The organism is Streptomyces sp. NPDC025273 (assembly GCF_040638585.1).
Classification (GTDB): Bacteria; Actinomycetota; Actinomycetes; order Streptomycetales; family Streptomycetaceae; genus Streptomyces; species Streptomyces cinereorectus.
In genome coordinates this window covers 288187-310925 of sequence record NZ_JBEZYP010000006.1, presented here as the reverse complement: position 1 = coordinate 310925, position 22739 = coordinate 288187, and the positions used below count along the sequence as shown (strand labels likewise).

General features: G+C 71.4%; 16 protein-coding genes and 1 pseudogene. 12 read left to right on the top strand and 5 right to left on the bottom strand.

Annotated features, from left to right (window positions below; genetic code table 11):
- The first annotated feature begins 161 nt into the window (after window positions 1-161).
- Together AB0F38_RS13810 and AB0F38_RS13805 are read left to right on the top strand one after the other, a co-directional pair.
- Window positions 162-1409 (top strand): NAD(P)/FAD-dependent oxidoreductase, encoded by a 1248-nt coding sequence (locus AB0F38_RS13810; RefSeq protein ID WP_361891423.1) that lies wholly within the window; start codon window positions 162-164, stop codon window positions 1407-1409.
- Window positions 1410-1529: 120 nt separating this feature from the next.
- A complete protein-coding gene (locus tag AB0F38_RS13805; RefSeq protein ID WP_361891420.1) occupies window positions 1530-1913 on the top strand; it encodes a VOC family protein in 384 nt (127 codons plus the stop codon).
- A 65-nt stretch (window positions 1914-1978) separates the two neighbouring features.
- Here the strand turns inward: AB0F38_RS13805 and AB0F38_RS13800 are convergent, their stop codons facing one another.
- Window positions 1979-2755 carry an IclR family transcriptional regulator gene (locus AB0F38_RS13800; RefSeq protein WP_361891417.1) on the bottom strand — a complete coding sequence of 259 codons (777 nt, stop codon included), beginning with the start codon at window positions 2753-2755 and terminating at the stop codon, window positions 1979-1981.
- 173 nt (window positions 2756-2928) lie between these two features.
- Here AB0F38_RS13800 and AB0F38_RS13795 point away from each other — a divergent pair, with 173 nt between their 5' ends.
- From AB0F38_RS13795 to AB0F38_RS13775, 5 genes and pseudogenes are all read left to right on the top strand, one after another.
- A complete protein-coding gene (locus tag AB0F38_RS13795) occupies window positions 2929-4098 on the top strand; it encodes a cupin domain-containing protein (protein WP_361891414.1) in 1170 nt (389 codons plus the stop codon).
- Window positions 4095-4943 carry a fumarylacetoacetate hydrolase family protein gene (locus AB0F38_RS13790; RefSeq protein WP_361891411.1) on the top strand — a complete coding sequence of 283 codons (849 nt, stop codon included), beginning with the start codon at window positions 4095-4097 and terminating at the stop codon, window positions 4941-4943. Before AB0F38_RS13795 ends, AB0F38_RS13790 begins: the two co-directional genes overlap by 4 nt.
- Window positions 4943-5650, top strand: coding sequence for a maleylpyruvate isomerase family mycothiol-dependent enzyme (locus AB0F38_RS13785; RefSeq protein WP_361891408.1), 708 nt, complete (start codon window positions 4943-4945; stop codon window positions 5648-5650). The genes AB0F38_RS13790 and AB0F38_RS13785 overlap by 1 nt, the downstream gene beginning before the upstream one ends.
- Before the next feature lie 164 nt (window positions 5651-5814).
- A complete protein-coding gene (locus AB0F38_RS13780; protein ID WP_361891405.1) occupies window positions 5815-7152 on the top strand; it encodes an FAD-dependent oxidoreductase in 1338 nt (445 codons plus the stop codon).
- Between the two features lie 141 nt (window positions 7153-7293).
- Window positions 7294-7353, top strand: a pseudogene (locus AB0F38_RS13775) (hypothetical protein); the annotation flags it as partial.
- 183 nt (window positions 7354-7536) lie between these two features.
- On the opposite strand, the gene AB0F38_RS13770 reads toward AB0F38_RS13775, so the two are convergent.
- Window positions 7537-9504 (bottom strand): ABC transporter ATP-binding protein, encoded by a 1968-nt coding sequence (locus AB0F38_RS13770; RefSeq protein ID WP_361891544.1) that lies wholly within the window; start codon window positions 9502-9504, stop codon window positions 7537-7539.
- 853 nt (window positions 9505-10357) lie between these two features.
- Between AB0F38_RS13770 and AB0F38_RS13765 the strand changes: the two genes are divergently transcribed.
- On the top strand, window positions 10358-12172 hold the full coding sequence (locus AB0F38_RS13765) for an ABC transporter ATP-binding protein (protein ID WP_361891402.1): 1815 nt from the start codon (window positions 10358-10360) through the stop codon (window positions 12170-12172).
- Window positions 12173-12317: 145 nt separating this feature from the next.
- Here AB0F38_RS13765 and AB0F38_RS13760 read toward each other — a convergent pair whose 3' ends face one another.
- Window positions 12318-13133, bottom strand: a complete 816-nt coding sequence (locus AB0F38_RS13760) for a hypothetical protein (RefSeq protein ID WP_361891399.1) — start codon at window positions 13131-13133, stop codon at window positions 12318-12320.
- A gap of 221 nt (window positions 13134-13354) precedes the next feature.
- Between AB0F38_RS13760 and AB0F38_RS13755 the strand changes: the two genes are divergently transcribed.
- Together AB0F38_RS13755 and AB0F38_RS13750 are read left to right on the top strand one after the other, a co-directional pair.
- Window positions 13355-13948 carry a helix-turn-helix domain-containing protein gene (locus tag AB0F38_RS13755; protein WP_361891397.1) on the top strand — a complete coding sequence of 198 codons (594 nt, stop codon included), beginning with the start codon at window positions 13355-13357 and terminating at the stop codon, window positions 13946-13948.
- 32 nt (window positions 13949-13980) lie between these two features.
- Window positions 13981-15243: an MFS transporter gene (locus AB0F38_RS13750; protein WP_361891394.1), complete on the top strand. Its 1263-nt coding sequence runs from the start codon at window positions 13981-13983 to the stop codon at window positions 15241-15243.
- 150 nt (window positions 15244-15393) lie between these two features.
- On the opposite strand, the gene AB0F38_RS13745 is transcribed toward AB0F38_RS13750, so the two are convergent.
- Entirely contained in the window at window positions 15394-16338 is a 945-nt protein-coding gene (locus AB0F38_RS13745) for a helix-turn-helix transcriptional regulator (protein WP_361891391.1), read from the bottom strand.
- 171 nt (window positions 16339-16509) lie between these two features.
- On the opposite strand from AB0F38_RS13745, the gene AB0F38_RS13740 reads away from it, so the two are divergent.
- Both AB0F38_RS13740 and AB0F38_RS13735 read left to right on the top strand, forming a co-directional pair.
- Complete coding sequence (locus tag AB0F38_RS13740) at window positions 16510-17550, top strand: NAD(P)-dependent alcohol dehydrogenase (RefSeq protein ID WP_361891388.1); 1041 nt, start codon at window positions 16510-16512, stop codon at window positions 17548-17550.
- 341 nt (window positions 17551-17891) lie between these two features.
- Window positions 17892-19934: a prolyl oligopeptidase family serine peptidase gene (locus AB0F38_RS13735; protein ID WP_361891385.1), complete on the top strand. Its 2043-nt coding sequence runs from the start codon at window positions 17892-17894 to the stop codon at window positions 19932-19934.
- A gap of 124 nt (window positions 19935-20058) precedes the next feature.
- Here the strand turns inward: AB0F38_RS13735 and katG are convergent, their stop codons facing one another.
- Complete coding sequence (gene katG, locus AB0F38_RS13730) at window positions 20059-22290, bottom strand: catalase/peroxidase HPI (RefSeq protein ID WP_361891383.1); 2232 nt, start codon at window positions 22288-22290, stop codon at window positions 20059-20061.
- Between the last annotated feature and the right edge of the window lie 449 nt (window positions 22291-22739).

Here is a 22739-nt window from a genome sequence, read left to right as displayed (position 1 = left end):
CCGACCGCCCTGGAGGCCGTCGTGACCGGGTGCCCGCGCCGGTGGTTGCGTCACAAAGGGGGACGGCGTCCGTCAAGGCTCCTCGCATCGGCGCCCGGTTCGTGGTCGGCTGAGGGGCATCCAGGTTCCGTGTCCGCCGCGGAACGGTGAAGGAGATGGTGATGACCGATCAGCAGCGTCCGCCGCCCGACGCCCTCGTGGTGGGTGCCGGTCCGGCAGGCATCGTCTGCGCGCTCGACCTGAGCAGGTCCGGACTGCGCGTCGAACTGCTCGAGGCGTCCGACGGCGTGGGCGGCCGCATGCGTACGGACCGCAAGGACGGCTTTCTGCTGGACCGGGGCTTCCAGGTCTTCAACACCGCCTACCCGCAGGTGAAGAGGCGCCTGGCACTGCGCCGGCTGCGTCTTCGGCCGTTCACCCCTGGGCTGATTGCCCGGACGTCCCGGGGACAGATGCGGATCACCGATCCCACCAGACGCCCGGGGGAGGCCGCGAGCCTGCTGCCCGGGCGGGTCCTCTCGGCACGCGACCTCACGGCGCTCGCCGCCCTCACCGCACGCGATGCACTGCTCCCCGCCGGCACCCTCAAGAGCCGGCCCGACCGCACCACCTCGGCCGCGCTCATCCGCGCCGGGCTCTCACCGCGCGCGGTCGAGGACCTGCTGAGGCCGTTCCTGTCCGGAGTGTTTCTCGAGGACGAACTGGAGACCTCCGCCCGCTTCTTCCACCTGGTCTGGCGCAGCATGGTGCGGGGCACGCTCTGCCTGCCCGCCGAGGGCATCGGCGCGGTGCCCGCCCAGCTCGCCGCCTGTCTGCCGGACGGCACGCTCCGGCTCGGCACACCCGTGGCCGCGGTGACCGACTTTGGCGTGCTCCTCGAGGACGGCAGCGAACGACCGGCTCCCACGGTCGTCGTGGCCACGGACGGACCGACGGCCGCTCGCCTGCTGCCGGGCCTCCCGGTCCCGGACGGGCGCACGGTGACGACCTACTACCACGCGACCGACACCTCGCCGCTGGCCGAACCGACGCTCCTGGTGGACAGCAGCCTGGCCGTCCTGAACACCTGTGTGCTCACCGAGGTCACACCCACCTACGCCCCGCCGGGTACCGCCCTGGTGTCGACCTCGGTGCTCGACGGCGATCCGCCGGGCAGGCACGAGGCGGTGCGCGGGCGCCTGGCCGAGCTGTACGGCACCGACACGAGCGCCTGGACGCCGATCGCCACGTACACCGTGAAGCACGCGCTGCCCGCGATGGCGCCGCCCTGGCCGCTGAGCCGCACGACCCGATTCGCCGCGGACCGGTACGTGTGCGGGGACCACCGGGCGACGGGATCGGTGCAAGGCGCCCTGGCGTCGGGTACGCGTGCCGCGCGGGAGGTACTGGCCGATCTGGCGCGACGATGACCCGTACACCGGGGGGACCGCCCGCCGGGCCGTTCCCCTCGGATCATCCGGCAGAACGCGATCGGGGCGATCCCCAGCACACGGCCCCGACTCCCGGGTTGTCCACGTACATTGACGGGCATGGCATGTCGCATCACTGAGCTGGTCATCGAAGCCACCGATCCCGAGCGGCTCGCCGCGTTCTGGAGCGAGGTCCTCGGCTACGTCGAGCTCGGCCGGGAGGACGATGGGAGCATCGAGATCGGGCCGCCCGGGGCCGGCTTCGGCGGTCCGCAGCCCACGCTCGTGTTCAGCCCCGACAACGCCCCGAGGGCAGGGAAGTTGCGACTGCACATCGACGTCAGCGCCACCGACCGTGACCAGGACGCCGAGCTGGAGCGGCTGCTCGCCCTCGGCGCCAGGCCCGCCGACGTCGGTCAGACCGGCACCGAGAACTGGCACGTCCTGGCCGACCCGGAAGGCAACGAGTTCTGCCTGCTGCACACCCGGCTGCAGCCGCTCTGACCCCGTGCGCCCTGGCGCCGAGCCGTTCGCGGTACCCCCACCCAGGTGTGGATGCCCCGGCCGGATCAGTACCCCGCGGCCAGGTCCGCCTCCACCGCGCGCGCCGCGGCGCTGAGGGTCGCGACCAGTGACGGGAGGCTGTGGGAGTCGTAGCGCACGCTGGGCATGGACACCGACAGGCCCGCCTGCGCCGTCCCGTCCCGGTCGTGCACCGGCACCCCCACGGCGACGAGTCCGCGCTCGGAGCGTTCCTGGTTCACGGCGAACCCGTTGCGGGCGATGCGCTCCAGCTCGCTCCGCAACTGTGCGAGGTCCGGGCGGTCCGCGGGGCGGTCGCGATAACGGTCGGCGGAGTAGATCTCCGCGAGCTCGGCGTCGTCGAGCGCGGAGAGGAGCAGCAGGCCGGTCGTCGTGCGGTGTGCCGCGAACACCATCCCCTCTCGGGACCCGACCCGCAGCGCCTGCCCGCTCTCGACGCTGGCGATGAACCGGGCCGTGTCCCCGGTGCGGATGGTGAGATTCGCGGTCTCGTCCAGGAGGCCGACCAGCCGGCGCAGGTGGGGGAGGGAGACGGCCCGCAGCCGGGACACGTGCGACTGCGAGTGGGCGGCCAGTTCGAGGACGGGACCTGCCCGGTAGACGCGGTTCTCGTCCCGCACGGCGAAGTCCCGGTAGACGAGCATCGCCAGGAGCCGATGGGCGGTGGAACGGGCGACGCCCAGCCGCTCGGCGACCTGCGAGACGGTCGCCGTGCCCTCCATCTGCAGCATGGTCGCCGCCCTGAGGGCGTGGTCGACACTCGCGACGGGGTACGGGGGCGGTGTCTTGAGCGGCTTGTCCACGGTGCCTCCCGGTGCGGCCTTCCGGCCCGGCGTTGCGATGCGGCCTTCCAGCCGGCCCGGTGTCCCGGTCCGGTCTTCCGGCCGGGCCTTCTGTCCGGACCGCCATCCGGCCTGCGTGTTCTGCTCTACAGAATCTACATGTCCTCCATCCGAACCTGGCGCACGCTGTGTCCGTGACTCAGTCCTCCCACACCCAAGACATCGCCACGGGCTCACCCGTCCGGCTGCAGGCCGTTTCCGCAGTGGGCCAGCCCGAGGTCACCCCGGCGCTCGAAGAGCTGTACCGGGGCTTCGAACAGGAACTCCTCGTCCCGCTGTGGACCGAGATCGGTGACCTGATGCCGGCGCATCCCCGCTCACGCGCGGTCCCGCACGTGTGGCGATGGGAGCAGCTGCGGATGCTCGCGGCGCAGGCCGGCCGGCTCGTCCCGGTCGGCCGGGGAGGTGAGCGCCGGGCCATCGCGCTGGCCAATCCCTCCCTGGGCGGCCGGCCGTTCGCCACGCCCACCCTGTGGGCCGCCATCCAGTACCTCATGCCCGGGGAGGACGCCCCGGAGCACCGCCACACCCAGCACGCGTTCCGGTTCGTCGTCGAGGGCGAGGGTGTGTGGACGGTCGTCGGCGGGGACCCGGTGGCCATGCGGCGCGGCGACTTCCTGCCGCAGGCCGGGTGGAACATGCACGCGCACCACAACGCCACCACCGAGCCGATGGCCTGGATCGACGGTCTCGACATCCCGTTCCAGTACGCCAACGAGGCCCAGTTCTTCGAGTTCGGCCGGGACGAGATCAGCGCTGCCGAGCACACGACCCCCGTCCGCTCGCGTGCCGAGCGGCTGTGGGGACATCCCGGTCTGCGCCCGGTCTCGGCCGCCGCACCGAATCCTGGCACGCCCCTGCTGGCGTACCGCTGGGAGCACACCGACCGAGCCCTCGGCGACCAGCTCGCCCTGGAGGCCGAGGGTTTCGCAGGCACCGTCGAGCCCGGCCACGCCGCCGTCCGTTTCACCGACCCGGCGACCGGCGCCGACGTGCTGCCCACCATCCGCGCCGAGATGCACCGCGTCGCGCGCGGTACCGAGACCGCGCCGGTCCGTGAGACCGGCTCCTCGGTCTACCAGGTCTTCGACGGCTCCGGCACCGTCACCGTCGGGGAGAGGTCCTGGTCCGTGACGCGCGGCGACCTCTTCGTCGTCCCGTCCTGGCAGCCGCTGTCCGTGCGCTCCGAGGCCGGCACCACCGACTCCGATTCCGGCGCCCTGGATCTCTTCCGCTTCAGCGACTCCCCGATCTTCGAGGCCCTCCGGCTCGACCGCATCCACGTGGAAGGAACCACCCGATGAAGCTCGCCACCCTTCGCACCGGCGGCACCACCAAGGCCGTCCGGCTCGACGGCGACCTCCTGGTCGACCTGGGCGTCCCGGACGTCGGCGCCCTCCTGGGACAGGATGACTGGGCCGAGCGCGCAGCCGCGGCCACCGCCGAGAACGCCCGGACGTACGCCGTGGACGGCGCCGAGTACGCGCCCGTGGTCCCGCAGCCCTCCAAGGTGATCTGTGTCGGGCTCAACTACCGCAACCACATCAAGGAGATGGGCAGGGATCTGCCCGAGCACCCCACGCTGTTCGCGAAGTTCGCCGACGCGCTGATCGGCGCCGGCGACGAGATCCTCCGCCCGGAGGAGACCGATCAGTTCGACTGGGAGGCGGAGCTCGCGGTGGTCGTGGGCAAGCGCGTGCGCCGCGCCCGGGGCGAGGAGGCCGAGCAGGCCATCGCCGGGTTCACCGTCCTGAACGACATCACCTGCCGGGACTGGCAGTTCCGCACCCGGGAATGGCTGCAGGGCAAGATGTGGGACTCCAGCACCCCCGTCGGCCCGTACCTGGTCACCCCCGACGAGCTGGCCGGTGGCGTACGCCCCGCTCTCGACATCCGGCTCACCGTGGACGGTGAGGTCATGCAGTCCGACTCCACGGCCGACCTGCTCTTCGATCCGGTGCACCTGGTGGAGTACGTCTCGACGATCGTGCGCCTGAACCCGGGCGACATCATCGCCACCGGCACCCCGGGCGGTGTCGGGCACGCCCGCAAGCCGGGGCGCTACCTGCTGGGCGGCGAGAAGGTCGTCGCCGAGATCGACGGCGTCGGCCGCCTGGAGAACCGTGTCGTCAAGGAGAAGTCCGCCTGATGCCGCGCACCTTTGAGGACGCGCGCGACTGGGCGCGGCTCGGCACCGCCCTGTTCGTCCGCGCGGCGGACCTCGACGACGCCGGGCTGGACGCGCCGAGCGCACTGCCCGGCTGGACCCGCAAGCATCTGGTCGCGCACGTCGCCGCCAACGCGGACGCCCTGGGCAACCTCGTCCACTGGGCCGCCACCGGCGAACCCACGCCCATGTACTCCTCTCCCGATGAACGCGCCGCCGGTATCGAGCGGGGCGCCGGGATGCCGGCCGCCGAACTGACCGAGTGGCTGCGCCGTTCCGCGGGGGAGCTGGCCACGTCGGCGGCCTCGCTCGGTGACGAGCAATGGCAGGCTCCGGTCGTGACGGCACAGGGCCGCACGGTGCCCGCCACCGAACTTCCCTGGATGCGCTCCCGTGAGGTGTGCGTCCACGCCGTCGACCTGGGAACGGGTCTGTCCTTCGCCGACCTGCCGACGGGCTTCCTCGCCGCGCTCTGCGACGACGTCGTCGCCAAGCGCACCAGGGACAGCGGCCCGGCGCTGCTCCTGGAGGCGACCGACACCGGTGGTCGCTGGGCGCTCCCCGGGGAGGGCGAGCCGACCGTGCTCGCCTCCCCCCTCCACGAGATCACCGCCTACCTCACCGGGCGCGAGCACGCTCTCACCGCCTCCGGCGGCCGACCCGTGCCCGCGCCGGCCCACTGGCTCTGACCGCCGGTCCCGCCGACGACCTCAGCCATCCGAAAGCCGTCCAAAAGCAACCGGAACCCACTGAAAACCAGGGAAGGCCATCGACAGTCCTCCGAAGGCGGTCGGCGGCCGGCGCCGACCGGCGCCCCTGCCCATCGACGACTCCTGCGATTCGAGAAGAGACGATGAACCCTACGACTCCTCCCACCGGTGACGAACCCGACGTGATCATCGTTGGAGGCGGCATCGGTGGCCTCAGCTCCGCGTTCGCCCTCGCCCGGCAGGGGATACGCGTGCGCGTCCTCGAACGGGCCCCGGAGTTCGGCGAGGTCGGCGCGGGTATCCAGATCGCGCCCAACTGCACCCGCATCCTCGACGAGTACGGCCTGCTCGACGAGGCCAAGGAGCTGGGCGTGCTCCCGGAGAACATGGTGATGCGCGACGCCCTCGACTCCCAGGAGCTGACCCGGCTCGACCTGCGGGACGTGGAGCGGCGCTACGGATTCCCGTACATGGTGATCCATCGCAGCGACCTGCACGCCATCTTCCTGCGTGCCTGTCAGCGGGCCGGTGTGGAGCTGCTGACCGACCGGACGGTGGTCGACTACGAGCACACCGACGGCGGTGCCCGGGTCCATCTGGACGACGGCCGGACCGAGGAGGCCCCGGTGGTCATCGCCGCGGACGGCCTGCGCTCGGTGGCCCGGCAGAAGCTGGTCGGCGACGACGTGGTCAGCTCCGACTACGTCGCCTATCGTGCGGCCGTCCCCATCGACGAGGTACGCGACAACGGCATCGCGGAGAAGGACGTCACCGTGTACGTCGGCCCGCGCTGCCACTTCGTGCAGTACGCCCTGCGCGGTGGCGACATGTTCAACCAGGTCGCCGTGTTCGAGTCACCGAAGGCGCTGGCGGGGAAGGAGGACTGGGGTACCCCGGACGAGCTGGACGCGGCCTTCGCGGCCACCTGTGACACCGTGCGCAAGGGCATTCCGCTGATGTGGCGGGACCGGTGGTGGCAGATGCTCGACCGGGACCCCATCGAGACGTGGGTGCACGGCCGGATCGCGCTGCTCGGCGACGCCGCGCACCCGCCGCTGCAGTACATGGCGCAGGGCGCCATCATGGCGATCGAGGACGGCTGGGTCTTCGCCCGGCATGTCGCCCGCCTGTCCTCCGGGAAGGCGGGAACGCCCGACTGGGACGCGGTACTCGCCTCCTACGAGGCGGTCCGCGTCGAGCACTGCCGCCGGATTCAGTCCACCGGCCGTGCGTGGGGCACCCTGTGGCACCTGGACGGCGAGGAGCGGTTGCGGCGCAACGCGATCATGCGCGGCCGGGACGCCCACGACTACGGCTTCACCGACTGGGTGTACGGCCCCACCGCGCTGACCCCGGACGAGGAACCCGCGATGTTCACCCCGATCCCGCTGTCCTCGGCCCGGATCGAGGAGCCGGACGCCGAGGGAGTTCCCGTACCGGCGGCGGACGCCACCGCATCGGCGGTAGGCACGGCCCGGTGACCGGCCGGCGGCCTTCTACTGGCCCGCCGGCACCCCCACCGGCCTCGGACGAGGAGACTAGGGAGACCGTCGGGCGTGCCCCCGTGCGGAAGTACCCGTCAGGCGGACGTGGCCCTGATCCCGGCGCACCGCGCGGACACCATGGGCGATCTCGTCCACCGCAGGACCGCCCGGACCGTCGGCCCCGTCATGGCCACCGCGGCCACGACGGTCGTTGCCCAGGTCACCGGCATCGTGCCCGTCGGGGAGACGATGCCGGTGCCCGGATCCGGGCTGGGCGACGAGCTGGTGGGCGAGCCGGCTTCCATGGAGTCCGGGCGGCCTCAGCCCGCGGTCATCGCGCGAAGGACGTGCGGGGCACGGAGTTCCTCCCGGCGGGCAGCGTCATGCGCGTTCCTGGACGGGCGGTCCGCCGGGGTGCGGTACGGCGGCATGGGGCTCCGGTGCGTACTGGGCGGCCTGTGTGGCGAACATGGCGGCGTAGCGGCCCCGCAGGGCCATGAGTTCGTCATGGCTGCCGTGCTCGGTGAGACGGCCCCGGTCCAGGACGTAGATGGTGTCGGCGTGGCGGACGCCGGACATCCGGTGGGTGACCAGCACGACGGCCCGGTGCGGGCCGGCGAGCCTGCGGATGGCGTCGAAGGCGGCGATCTCCGCCTCCGGGTCCAGGGCCGAGGTGGGCTCGTCGACGATCAGCACACTGTCCGTGGAGCAGGTCCGGGTGCGCCAGTGGGTGCGGGCCAGGCCGATCTTCTGCCACTCGCCACCGGAGAGTTCGGACGCTCCGCGGAACACGCGGGCCAGCAGACTGCCCAGACCCTGGGGGAGTTTCGCGATGACCGGGGCCGCCCCGGCGTAGTCCACGGAGGGCTGGAGGTCCTCGTGCCCGGCCGGGCAGGCGGGGCGTCCGATGCGGATGTTGAGGGCGGCTGTCACCGGCCAGCGCTGGAAGTCCTGGGTCAACAGGGCCACGCGGTCGAACACCTGTGAGCGGTTCAGGCCGGACAGCTCCGCTTCGCCCCAGTGCACCGTGCCTCCCTGCGGCAGCAGCAGCCCGGCCAGGACCTTCATCAGGGTGCTCTTGCCCGAGCCGTTCTCGCCCACGACGGCGGTCACGGAACCCATCGGAAGAGCCATCGAGACGCCGTCCAGCGCCGGAGCGTCACGTTCGGGGTAGGAGTAGGTGACGCCGTCGAGGAGGACCTGGCCCACCCGCTCGGGCAGGTGCTGCCCGCCCTCGGGGATGGCCTTTCGCCCGGCCTCGGCCAGGAACCGGTCGTGGTCCCGCACGTAGAGGCTCTCCTCGTGCAGCTGGTTGACGTTCATGACCAGGGCGCCGAGACTCGCCGATCCGGACCGCACGGCGATCACCGCGGTACCGGCCACGGCCAGACTCATGTGGCCGGCCACGATCAGCCAGAGCATCACCCCGTACGTGCCCGCCATCGCCAGCCCGGACAGTGCGGCGGCCACCAGCTCGGTCAGTGCCTTGCCGTTCGCGAGCCTCTTCTGTTCGGCCTCGGCACTCTCCGCCATGCCGCGGTACTTCTCCAGCAGGAACGCACCGACCCCGTGGATCCGCACCTCCTGGGCCGCGCCGCGCTCCGTCAGCAGGTTGCTGATCAGACGGCTGGCGCGCACATGCTCGACCCACGTCATCACCGACACGTACCGCTCCTGCGCCACCCGCATCGCTCCCCAGCCGCGAGGGGCCGCGATCAGCAGCAGCATCGGAAGCAGCGCCGGGTGCAGGACGGTCAGGATGCCCGCTGTCGCGATCAGGGAGATCGTGCCGTTCATCGCGGCCACGCAGGCGCTGATCATGCGGCGCGCAGAGGCAGCCCCGAACTGGGCCACGTCGATCAAGCGGCGGAACTCCGGATCCTCGATCGCCTCCAGCTCGACCGCGGTGGCCGCGGCCAGGTACTCGGTCGTCGCGATCCGCTCGACCAGCGGCTCCAGACGGCCCGCCCGCGAAGTGGACAGACCGGCCAGGCCGGCGTTGACCACGGCGACCACCGCGCCCACGACCAGGGCGGGCAGCGCAGCGTGCAGCCGGTCGACGGGGTCCCCGCTGCCGAGCAGGGCGTGCATCACGGAGTTGACGGCCAGAAGACCCACGGCTGCCGCGATGCCCTGGCCGACTTCGGCGAGACCGACGACGAGCAGCGCCGGCCGGTCGGCCGCCCACGCCCGGCGCAGCGTGCTGCCGACCAGGCGGGGCATGGCCCGGATCGCCGAGAGCATCGTCAGTTCCAGGGGAGCGCGCTCGTGCTCGGTGAAGCCCATGTCGTAGCGCAGGGGCCCGCCGAACAGTTCCTGTTCGGCTGCGGAAATCGCCGGGTCGACCATGCGAACCCGCCGCACGTACTTCCTCACTCGCTGCCTCCTTGGGAGGAGATCTTCCGGTTCAGCGCCGGATTCCGGCTGGATGAGGCTCCGGCTGCCGAGGGGCGCTCGGCGTCGCGCCCTCCTGGAGCGGGAGCCGGGGCGTCGATTTCGAACACAGGATGAAGGACGGTGCGTAAGGGTGAGCGATGCATGACGACTCCCGTGATCCGATGAGGCGGACAGGTGCTCGGATAACGGGGGGTCGTCATTCCTCGTCACGGGTCTACGGGGGCGAAATCTAGAACGCAATTTCGCATCGGCCATACGAACCCGCCGGAAGGCCCTTCGTGTGGCGTGACGCTGCGTTCGAATCACTCCTGTGGGTGTGGGTACCCCTGTCGGGGGATTGCCTGAACGCGTGGAGGTAAGCTCCCGGTCCCGGCGCGGGGACGCCGGGCCCGCGTCAGCGCGAAGACGCACGTCTTCCTGGCCTCGACCGGATCACCGCACCCGCCGGTCCGGACGGCCCGCCGACCCCATGGCCGGCTCCCGGCATCGAGCCCTGCACCAGCGCCCAGGTGCACATGACACCCCGGCAGGGGTGGGGCTGACGCGTTCGCGGTGCCGCAGGTGGCCGAGAAAAACGCGTGGACCACCCCGACGCCGTCGCGGGACACTGCGGTTCCCGGCCTCCCGACTCGCGCGTACGCCTCACCGCGAGCCGTGTGGGGGTCCGCCGTCATGTCCCGCCCGCCGGAACGCGATCTGGCCGAGGGCATGCGGCCGAACCGAGTCGCCCCCGCGGCCGGCACCGCGACGACGCCTCCCCGGAGACGCGCGGAGCGAGCTCGCCGCACGACCGCACAGGGTGGGAATGGGACTGACCGAAGCACACGAGGAATCACCGCGCAAAGGGCCGGTGCTCCTGGCACTGCGCTACTACGGACAGGAGTTGGCCCGGCTCCGGTGGCTCACGGCACCCGCGATGCTGTCGCCGGCACTCGGTAACATCGGCATCAACTACATCGCGCCGCTGATCGTCGCGAAGCTCGTGGGACACCTCGCCGACGGCGGTGACACCGCCCTCGGTTCGCTGATGCCCTACGTGCTCGGCTTCGCCGGTGTCCTGCTGCTCGCCGAGACGTTCTGGCGCATCGGCCTGCACTTCCTGAACCGTCTCGACGCCCGTGGCATCGAGCACCTGTACGTGGTCGGCATGGACGAGCTGTTCGCCAAGGACGCCACGTTCTTCCATGAGAACTTCGCCGGGTCGCTGACCAAGCGGGTGCTGAGTTTCGCCTCCCGCTTCGAGGAGTTCATCGACACACTGACCTTCTCGGTCGTGGGCAGCTTCGTGCCGCTCATCTTCGGGTCGGTCGTGCTCTGGAGCTACGAACCGCTTCTCGTCGTAGGCCTCCTGGCGATGATCGCCCTGACCGCGCTGTGCGTGACGCCCCTCATCCGTCGCCGTCAGAGACTCGTCGACCAGCGCGAGGAGGCGATCGCCCAGGTGTCCGGTCACGTCGCCGACAGCCTGATGAACATGGACACGGTCCGGGCCTTCGGCGCCGAGGAACGCGAGGCCGCCGAGCACCGGTCCCGTGTCGCGGAGTCGCGCCGGCTCACCTTGCGGTCCTGGGACTACGGCAACCTCCGCATCGACACGCTGGTCGCTCCGATGTCCGTGCTGACCAACGCCATGGGGCTGCTGCTCGCGGTCACCCTCGGCGGGGGCGGACACGGTGTGGAGGCGGTCGTGGTCGCGTTCACCTACTACTCGAACGCGACGCGGATCATGTTCGAGTTCAACCAGATCTACCGCCGCCTGGAGAGCTCGATGACGGAGGCCGGGCAGTTCACCGAACTGCTGCTGTCGCAACCCACCGTCCTCGACCCGCCGTCGCCCGAGCCGCTGCGGTCCGAGGCCTCCGATGTCCGCTTCGAGCAGGTGACCTTCGCCCACGCGGGTGGGAAGCCACTCTTCGAGCGCCTCGATCTCGAGGTGAGCAGTGGCGCGAAGATCGGCCTCGTCGGCCGGTCCGGCGGTGGCAAGACCACGCTCGGCCGCCTGCTGCTGCGGATGACGGACATCGACGCCGGCCGGATCCTGATCGGCGGGCAGGACATCACCAAGCTGCGCCAGGCAGATCTGCGCGGTCTGATCGCCTATGTGCCGCAGGACCCGGCGATGTTCCACCGCACACTGCGGGAGAACATCGCGTTCGCACGGCCGGACGCCAGCGACGCCGAGATCCGGCGCGCGGCCGAGGCGGCTCATGTCACGGAGTTCGCGGACGCCCTGCCGGACGGCTTCGACACCATGGTGGGCGAGCGGGGCGTCAAACTGTCCGGCGGGCAGCGGCAGCGGGTCGCCCTCGCCCGGGCGATCCTGCGCGACGCGCCGATCCTGCTGCTCGACGAGGCGACCAGCGCATTGGACTCGGAGAGCGAAGTCCTCGTCCAGAAGGCGCTGTGGAACCTCATGGAGGGGCGGACGGCCCTGGTGGTGGCGCACCGGCTCAGCACGGTCGCCGGCATGGACCGGCTCGTCGTCCTGGACCGAGGGCGGATCCTCGAGCAGGGCACGCACGAGCAGCTGCTCGCGACCGAGGGCGCGTACGCGAAGCTGTGGCAGCACCAGTCGGGCGGCTTCCTGGCCGGCGCCGAGGAGCAGGCCGAGATGACCTGAACCGTGTGGCGGAGGGGCGGCCGGCATCGGCGTACGAATGACGTCCGGAGCGCCCGCCCCTGCCATGGGCAGGCCTCGCACGGCTGCCCGCGACCGTCCGGCGCCGTCCTCCGGGCCAGGCCCGGAGGACGGCGCCGGACAGGCGTCAACCCGGCGTCGGAGACTCCGACGCGCGCCATGCCGTCGCGAGTCCCTCCAGCCATGCCGGGGGCAGCTCCGCGTGCTCCCACTCCGTCCGGAGCGCCGACGGTGCGGCGATGAGGCGTTCGAGTACGGCGATGCTCGTGGGGGAGTGGAGGAGGGAGTAGCGACCGTGGACGGCGATGCGGCTGCGCGGTCCGTACCGCGCGTACAGCCGAACCAGCCGCTCCCGATGCGACTCGGCGAACTGCTCCAGGCGGCCCGCGTACCCGACCCGTCCCACGACGCTCATCGTGCCGAGCACGGCGGTGAGGACCTCGTCCGACACCTCCGGGTCGAGGTCCGAGGCGTCGCTGAAGGCCCGTGAGAGCGGCGTCACGGCGACCTTCGCACGCTCCACGTCCACCCGCCCGACGGGGTGATGGCCTCGTGCGGCGTCCCCCGTCGAGTCCGAGGCCGCGGGGCCGATGGCACGCTCGAGGGCTCGCCCGGCGATGCGGGCGAGCTCGTCGCCGACGGCCCGGGCACCGTCGTGCCGGCCGACGGCGTAGGGCTCCCCCTTGTCGTCCGGGAAGTCCTCCACCTTCGCGACCTCGCTGCGCGCGTCCGCGACCGCGCCGGCCTCGACCAGCGCGATCAGTGCCTCGGCTTCGTCACGGAAGACTCCGGCGCGGCCCAGGAGTTCGCAGAGGGTCTCGCGCGCGTTCATGACTCCGGCGGGGTCCAGCGGGTCCATCCCGGGGGTGCTGATCGGGTCCTCCTCGTCGGCATCGGTCCGGTGTTTCAGCGAGGCATGGCACTCAGGCCCCGCTTCGTGCATCTCGGCTGCGAGGCTCCCAGCCGGGAGCGGCCGCCGTCCAGCCCCTCAAGTCTCCACGACACGACCGGTCGCCGCCGCACCCCGGCCTGTTCCGGAAGGCTCCGTGTCGGGTCCCGCCGGTCTGCCCCAGGTCCCTGCCCCCGCACGAGCCATGTGCCCGGCAGCCACCCTGTTCCAAAATTAATATTGCGCAATTTTATTTTTATACTTACGCTGAGGGCATGCGACCGAAGCGCGAGCCCGACCAGATCACCGACCTGTCCCGGCTGAAGGCATTCACCAACCCGCTGCGGATGCAGCTCTACCGACTGCTGTACGTCGCCGGGACGGCGACCGCCTCCCAGCTCGCCGAGCAGGTCGACCAGGCGCCGTCGCTGGTCAGTTACCACCTGCGCAAGCTGGCCGAGCACGGCTTCGTGGCCGAGGCGGCCGGACAGGGCACCGACGGCCGGGAGCGGTGGTGGAAGGTGGCGTCCGAGGAGGGCTGGGGCTTCCGCGACTCGGACTTCGCCGACACACCCGAGGGGGCCGCAGCCGTCGGCGCGGTGGGCCGCAGTATCTTCGACACCCGCATAGCCCAGTACCGCGCCTATCTGGACGAGAAGGCCGCTTGGGGCAAGGAGTGGACCGACGCGGCCTTCAGCGCCGAGTGGATGGTCGACCTGACCGCCGCCGAACTCAGCGAGATGAGCGCGGAGTTCGCGGCACTGTCGCGACGCTGGCGGGAGCGCGGAAAGGCATCCTCGGAGGCCGGCTGCACCGAGGCCCGCGAGCACGTGTCCGTGCACGTCTACGGCTTCCCCTTCCGGGCCTGACGCCGCCCACCCCCGACCCGCTGGAGCCCGCCATGACCACCGCGGAGACAGAACTGCCCGAAAGCGCCACCACGCCGGCCTGTCGCGACGGCAACGTGCTGCGCTGGCTCACCGCCCACACCGCATCCCTCGTGGGCGACAGCGTGTACTTCGTCGCACTCGCCTGGTCCGCCCAGAAGGCGGCCGGCCCCACCGAGGTCGGCCTGGTCCTGGCCGCCGGCGCGCTGCCCCGGGCGATACTCATGCTCGGCGGGGGAGTGCTGGCCGACCGGGTCGACCCCCGCCGGGTGATCCTCGGCAGTGACGCCCTTCGCTGCGTGCTCATCCTCTCGGTGGCCGCCGCGATCGCACTGACCGCGCCGGCCCTGTGGCTCCTGGTCGCGGTGGCGCTCGTCTTCGGCGCCGTGGACGCGCTGTTCGTACCCGCGATCGGAGCCCTCCCGCCGCGGATCACCGGCCCCGACCAGCTCGCCCGCGTCACCGGGATGCGCTCCCTGTCCATGCGCCTCAGCCAGATCGCGGGCCCGCCGCTCGGCGGCCTGGCCATGGGGCTCGGGGGCGAGGCGGCCACCTTCGCGGTCGCGGGCCTCCTCTTCGCTCTGTCCCTGCCTCTCCTGCTGACGATCCGGATGCGCCCCCTCGGGACGCGCACCGAGGAACAGCCGGAACCCGGCACAGCACGGGAGGACCTCCTGGGCGGCCTGCGCTACATCCGCCGCCATCCGCTCATCGGCCCGCTCGTGGCCGCCGGCGCCGTCTGCGAGCTCGGCCTCATCGGCACCCTCAACGTCGGCATGGTGCTCCTCAACGCGGAACGCGGCTGGGGGCCTTCCGGCTACGGCTTCATCATCAGCGGCTTCGGCGCGGGAGCGGCGGCGAGCGCCGCGCTGCTCACCGTCGCGGGCTGGCTGCCGCGCGCCGGACTGATGCTGTCCGGGACGCTGCTCCTGTGCTGCGCGGGAGCAGCCACCGTCGCCCTGGTTCCCACCCTGTGGATCGCCGTCGTGCTGGCCGTGGTCATCGGATCGAGCGCTGGCCTCTTCGGCAGCCTGAACAGCACCCTCGTGCAGACCGCGGCGGACCCCGCCTGTCTCGGCCGGGTCACCTCCGTGGTCATGCTCACCATGGTCGGGCTCGCTCCCCTCAGCTATCCGCTGGTGGGAGCCGCGATCGGAGCCTGGGGCGCCGCCCCGGTGTTCGTCGGCTGCGGCACCTTCGCCGTCCTCGGTGTGGCCGTCACCCTGTCATCCGGCGCGGTACGGCGCGCCGAACTGCCCCGGAAGCGGCCGGCGTGACCGCGCGGGCGGACCGCCACCGCACCCATTGCCCCGCGGAACACCGGTACAACCAGACGCCCCAGGCCGGCCACTACCTCGGCACGACGTAGGCAGGCCTTCCTCGCGGTGCCGTCGGAGCCGCGAGCGGCTCCCGGCCGTGCGCCGGCGCTACTGCTTCCCCGGTACGGACGCGCCCGCCCGCGTCGCGTCCGTACCCCAGCTCGCGAGCAGTCGCAGCGCCTCCGCCGACGCCGAACCCGGCTCCGCGTGATAGGCGATCACCGACTGCTCTGCGTCGTCGGGCAGCGCGAACGTCTCGAACGAGAGCGAGAGCTCACCCACCAGCGGGTGGTGCAGCCGCTTGACGCCGTGACTCTTCTCCTTGACGTCATGGGTGGCCCACAGCCGCCGGAACTCCTGGCTCTTCACGGAGAGCTCGCCGACGAGAGCGGAGAGTCGCGGGTCGTCGGGGTGGCAGCCCGCGTCCATCCGCAGGTAGCTGACGATGTCCGTCGCCTTCTGGTCCCACTCCACGAAGAGCTCGCGGTACTCCGGCTTCAGGAACACCAGCCGGGCCCAGTTCCGCTCCTGCGACGGCAGCTCCGACCAGTCGCCGAAGACCGCCGCGGCCATCCGGTTCCAGGCCAGGATCTCCGAACGCCGCCCGACGACGTACGCGGGGACACCCTCCATGGTGTCGAGCAGCCGGCGCAGAGTCCCGCGGACCCGCTGCTGTCGCACCGACGGCTTCTTCCTGAGCTGCTTGGGCTTCGCCAGATGTGTGAGGTGGGCATGCTCGGCGTCCGTCAGCCTCAGCGCACGCGCGATCGCGTCCAGTACCTCCGCGGACACGTTGCGTCCGTTGCCCTGTTCGAGACGCGTGTAGTACGCCACGGACACCCCGGCCAGCTGGGCCAGCTCCTCTCGGCGCAGCCCCGGAACCCGGCGGTGACGCCCGAAATCGGGCAGGCCCACGTCCTCCGGCTTCAGCCGGGCCCGCCGGGTGCGCAGGAACTCGCTGAGCTCGGCGCGCGCCAAGGCCTGCCCCGTGGCATCACCGGGAGCGGTGCCGCCGGCGGCGGGCCGTCGCTCGAATGCGGGCTGCTCGTCCATGGGCCCAGTATCCACCGTCGTACGCACAGCATCCTGACCCCGCCAGTAGTAGGACCACTGGACGTAGGCAGAACTGTGGCCTGGGTGAAGTCCATGAGCTGGGGCAGGCTGGACGGCGTGCCCGGACGGAAGGCTGCCGGGCACCGGACCACTCCTTAGGAGAACTCCCGTATGACCACTGTCGCCGCGTACGCCGCACCCGCCGCCAAGGCTCCGCTGGAGCGCACGACCATCGAGCGTCGTGCCGTCGGCGAGTTCGACGTCCTGATCGACATCAAGTTCGCCGGCATCTGCCACTCGGACATCCACCAGGCCCGCGACGGCTGGGGCCAGGGCATATTCCCGATGGTGCCCGGCCACGAGATCGCCGGCATCGTCACCGAGACCGGTCCCGGCGTCACCAGGTTCGCCGTGGGCGACCGCGTCGGCGTCGGCTGCATGGTCGACTCCTGCCGCGAGTGCGACAACTGCGAGGCCGGCCTCGAGCAGTACTGCGTCAAGGGCAACACCGGCACGTACAACGCGCTGGACAAGAACGGTGACCCCACCTACGGCGGCTACTCCACACACATCGTGGTGGACGAGAACTACACCGTACGCGTCCCCGACGGCCTGTCGCTGGACGAGGCCGCGCCGCTGCTCTGCGCGGGCATCACCACGTACTCCCCGCTGAAGCACTGGAACGCCGGTCCCGGCAAGAAGGTCGCCGTTCTCGGCATGGGCGGCCTCGGGCACGTGGGCGTCAAGATCGCGCACGCGCTCGGCGCGGAGGTGACCGTGCTCTCGCAGTCCCTGCGCAAGAAGGAGGACGGGCTGAAGCTCGGCGCCGACCACTACTACGCCACCAGCGACCCGAAGACCTTCGAGGAACTGGCCGGCACGTTCGACATCATCCTGTCCACGGTGTCCGCACCGCTGGACTTCGGCTCCTACCTCTCCCTCCTGAAGACGGACGGTGCGCTGGTGAACGTCGGCGCCCCGGAGGAGCCGGTCTCGGTCAACCTCTTCTCGCTGATCGGCGGTCGCAAGTCCCTTTCGGGCTCCGGCATCGGCGGCATCCAGGAGACCCAGGAAATGCTGGACTTCTGCGCCGAGCACGGTTTCGGTGCGGAGATCGAGCTGATCGGCGCGTCCGAGATCAACGAGGCGTACGAGCGCGTGCTGAACAGCGACGTGCGCTACCGGTTCGTGATCGACACGTCCACGATCTGAGGCCGTGACCTGCCGGGTGGCGCCGCGTGCCGCGACGGTGTGTGCGGCGCGAGGCCGACGCGGCAGGCGGGTGGCCGGCCGCCCCGGCCTCAGGATCGGCCGGCTCCGCCCCACCCGCCTCCGGGTGGGGCGGAGCCGATGGGCTCACGCCCGACAGGTCGCCCAGGGCGGGGGCGGCGACGCCGTCCGGCGGCCGTCCGCGGACACGGACGGCTCTCCGGGAAGTGTGCGAGCGGCGCGGGGTGGACGGGACCAGCGGCGTCGCCCGGCCCGCTGTCGCCGGTATCCGGGGGGCGACCACCCGTGGAATGTGGTCCCGCCACGCGATCTCGACCCGCACAATGAAGTCTGTGACTGATCGTGACCCGTACCTGTGGCTGGAAGACGTCGAGAGCGAAGCCGCGCTCGAGTGGGTGGCCGAGCGGAACGCCGAGACGGCGGCCGCGCTGGCCGCCGGCGAAGGGTTCGCCTCCCTGAAGAAGAGCCTGCGGGAGGTGCTGGACGCCTCGGACCGCATCCCCTACGCCGTCCGTCGCGGCACGTTCCTCTACGACTTCTGGCAGGACGCCGAACACGTGCGCGGCGTCTGGCGGCGGACGACGATGGAGCAGTACCGCAAGGACGCTCCCGAGTGGGACGTCCTGCTCGACATGGACGCCCTCGTAGCCCAGGAGGGCGAGAAGTGGGTGTGGGCCGGTGCGCGGGTGCGCGAGCCCGACCACGACCGGGTGCTGGTGCGCCTGTCGCGCGACGGCGGGGATGCCGTGGCGGTGCGCGAGTTCGACCTCGCCACGCGGGCCTTCGTCGAGGACGGGTTCCAGGTGGGAGAGGCGAAGACGACGATCGGGTGGATCGACGCCGACACCGTCTTCATCGGCACGGACTCCGGGCCGGGCTCGCTGACCGACTCCGGCTATCCGCGCACCGTTCGCAGATGGCGCCGCGGCACGCCGCTGGAGGAGGCCGCCCTGGTCTTCGAGGCCGGGGCGCGGGACGTGTCGGCCGGGGGATGGCACGACAGCACGCCCGGCTTCGAAAGGGACTTCGTCGCCCGGTCGCTGGACTTCTACCGCAGCGAGACGTACCTCCTGACCCCCGACGACTCGCTCGTCAGGATCGACGTCCCCGACGACGCCGAAGCCCAGGTCCATCGCGAGCACCTGATCGTCAGCCTGAAGTCCGACTGGCTCGGACAGCGGGCGGGTTCCCTGCTGGCGTTCGGCTTCGACTCCTTCCTGGCGGGCGACCGCACCGCACAGGTGCTCTTCACCCCGGACGAGCGGACATCCCTGGCCGGGCACTCCTGGACCCGCCACCACCTGATCCTGGAGACGATGCAGGACGTCAGCACCCGCATCGAGGTGCTCACTCCCGCCCCCGACGGCACGTGGGCACGTTCGTCGCTCGCGGACGTCCCCGCGCTGTCCACCGCCGTCGTCGTGGACACGGACCCGGACCACTCCGACGAGTACTTTCTGGACGTGTCCGGATTCTTGCAGCCCTCCACGCTGTACCACGGGCACGTCGGCGCCGGCACGGAGATCCTCAAGCAGGCTCCGGCCCGCTTCGACGCGGCCGGACTGGAGGTGCGGCAGTTCTTCGCGAGCTCCCGGGACGGCACGCGGGTGCCGTACTTCGTGATCGGACCCGACCGTTCCGCCACCGGACCCGGCCCTGCCCTGCTCTACGGATACGGCGGCTTCGAAATCTCCCTCACCCCCTCCTACGGCGCGGTGACGGGCCGCGGGTGGTTGGAGCGCGGCGGCACGTACGTCATCGCCAACATCCGCGGTGGCAGCGAGTACGGACCGGGCTGGCACCAGGCGGCGCTCGGCGCGGACCGGCCGCGAGCCTTCGAGGACTTCGCGGCCGTCGCCGCGGACCTCGTCGCGCGTGGCATCACCACCCCGGCCATGCTCGGCGCCATGGGCGGCAGCAACGGCGGCCTGCTCATGGGCGCGATGCTCACCCGCTGTCCCCAGCTGTTCGGCGCGATCGTCGCCGAGGTGCCGCTGCTGGACATGCTCCGCTTCCACGAACTCCTCGCAGGCGCGTCCTGGATCGCCGAGTACGGCAACCCGGACGACGAAGCCGATCGCCCTCACCTCCGCGCGCTCTCGCCCTACCACCAGCTCACCGCGGACCGGGCCTACCCGCCGGTGCTCCTGATGACCTCGACCCGCGACGACCGCGTGCACCCCGGCCACGCCCGTAAGACCGCCGCACGGCTGCGCGACCTCGGCCACCCGGTCCTGTTCCACGAGAACATCGGCGGTGGCCACGCGGGCGCCAACGACAACGAACAGACCGCCCACAACAGCGCTCTCGTGCATACGTTCCTGCGGCAGCACCTCACACCGCCGGACCGGCCGGCCTCCGGCTGACCACCGTCGGGGTGGCCGGCCGTCTCCTCCGGGTGAGGGCGCTCAAGGCACCCGAGCCGTCCGAGCCGTCCGAGCCGTCCGAGCCGTCCGGGCCGGCCGGTGCCGGCCGGCCCGGACGCCGGGATCAGACGAGGTCGAACCGGTCGAGGTTCATCACCTTGTCCCACGCCGCGACGAAGTCCTGCACGAACTTCTCCTTCGCGTCGTCGCTCGCGTAGACCTCGGCAAGCGCACGCAGTTCGGAGTTCGACCCGAAGACCAGGTCGACCCGGCTGCCGGTCCACTTGACCTCGCCCGTGGCGCAGTCGCGGCCCTCGAACGTGCTCGCGTCCCGCGACGTCGCCTTCCACGTCGTTCCCAGGTCGAGCAGGTTGACGAAGAAGTCGTTGGTCAGCGACCCGGGGGTCGTGGTGAAGACGCCGAGCGGCGACTGCTGGTAGTTCGCGCCCAGGACGCGGAGCCCACCGACGAGAACCGTCATCTCGGGGGCGCTCAGGGTCAGCAGGTTCGCCCGGTCCGTCAGCAGGTACTCGGCCGACAGCCGATGGCCCTTCCCGAGGTAGTTGCGGAACCCGTCGGCGGTCGGCTCAAGCGCGGCGAACGACTCCACGTCGGTCTGCTCCTGCGACGCGTCCACACGGCCCGGCGTGAAGGGGACCTCGATGTCGAAGCCGGCGTCCTTGGCCGCCTGCTGGACGGCCGCAGCGCCCGCGAGCACGATCATGTCGGCGAGCGAGATCCGCGTGCCGCCGGTCCGGGCGGAGTTGAACGACTGCTGGATCCCTTCCAGGGTGCGCAGCACCGAGGCCAGCCGGTCAGGGTGGTTGATCTCCCAGCCGCTCTGCGGCTGGAGACGGATGCGCGCACCGTTGGCGCCGCCGCGCTTGTCGCTGCCACGGAAGGACGAAGCCGACGCCCACGCGGTGGACACCAGATCCGACACCGAGAGTCCCGAGGCGAGGACCTGGCTCTTGAGGGAGGCGATGTCCTCGGCGTCGACGAGCGTGTGGGTCACGGCGGGGAGGGGGTCCTGCCAGACCAGCGTCTCGGCCGGGACCTCAGGGCCGAGGTAGCGCACGATCGGACCCATGTCACGGTGGGTCAGTTTGAACCACGCCCGGGCGAAGGCGTCCGCGAACTGGGCCGGGTCCTCGAGGAAGCGCCGCGAGATCGGCTCGTAGGCGGGGTCGAACCGGAGCGAGAGGTCGGTGGTGAGCATCGTGGGGGCGTGCTTCCCCGACGCGTCATGGGCATCGGGGACGGTGCCCGCCCCGGCTCCGTCCTTCGGCCGCCACTGGTGCGCGCCCGCGGGACTGCTGAACAGCTCCCAGTCGTAGCCGAACAGGATCTCGAAGAAGCTGTTGTCCCAGGTGGTCGGAGTGTTCGTCCAGATGCCCTCAAGGCCGCTGGTGATCGTGTCGCCACCCTTGCCGCTGCCGTAGGTGTTCTTCCAGCCGAGGCCCTGCTCCTCGATGGAGGCGGCCTCCGGGTCGGGGCCCACGCTGTCCGCGGGGCCCGCGCCGTGGGTCTTGCCGAAGGTGTGACCGCCCGCGATCAGGGCGACTGTCTCCTCGTCGTTCATCGCCATCCGGCGGAACGTCTCACGGATGTCGCGGGCAGCGGCGAGCGGGTCCGGGTTGCCGTTGGGGCCCTCCGGGTTGACGTAGATGAGCCCCATCTGGACGGCGCCGAGAGGGTTCTCCAACTCCCGGTCGCCGGTGTAGCGCTCGTCGCCGAGCCACGTGGTCTCGGGACCCCAGTAGACGTCCTCGTCGGGCTCCCACACGTCGGCACGGCCGCCGCCGAAGCCGAAGGTCTCGAAGCCCATGGACTCCAGGGCGACGTTGCCCGTGAGGATCATGAGATCGGCCCACGAGAGGTTCCGGCCGTACTTCTTCTTGACCGGCCACAGCAGACGGCGGGCCTTGTCGAGGTTCCCGTTGTCCGGCCAGCTGTTGAGGGGGGCGAAGCGCTGCTGCCCGGCCCCGGCACCGCCACGGCCGTCGCTGATCCGGTAGGTGCCGGCGCTGTGCCACGCCATCCGGACCATGAACGGGCCGTAGTGGCCGAAGTCGGCCGGCCACCAGTCCTGAGAGGTCGTCAGCACCTGGGCGATGTCCTGTTTCACAGCCGCGAGGTCGAGGGTGCTGAACGCCTCGGCGTAGTCGAATCCCTCACCGAGGGGGTTGGCCACGGCGGGGTTCTTGGCGAGGATCCTCAGGTTGAGCCGCTCCGGCCACCACTGGCGGTTTCCGCCGCCCTGCGTCGGGTGAGGGGCGCGTCCGTGCGCGACCGGGCAGCCACCTCCGCCCTCCGTCTTCGCGTCGACGACGATTGCATCATGGTTCTCGGACATGGGAATCCTTCCGGGCTGGGCGGATCACGTGCTCAGGAACTGCGGGCGGTCGAGCGGTCGGGGAACAGGAGTGAGTGACCTCGGCCTCGTCGGCCGGGAAGCCGAGTGGCCGGGCGCGTTCGGCGAAGGAGGCCGGGCAGCCCGCTCGGCCGACGTCCGCAGCGGTACGTTCCCCGGACCGGGCCCGGGCGGCGGCCGGTTCGAGGTGCCGTGGGCGTCCGGCCGGGGTGAGTGTCCGGAGGGCCCCCGTCCACGAGGGCGAGAGGCAGGCCCACGGGACCGCCCCCCAGGAGCGATCGCCTCGGCGACGCGGGCGGCTGTCATCCGCTGTCCGGCACCGTGCGAGTCCTCGGTGGTGGTCCCGTCACGTCGCTGTCTCCTGCCGCACTGGAGTCTTCCGGTCCCTTGGCTATCACCGGAACCGATCCTACGATGGATGGAGTCCAGGT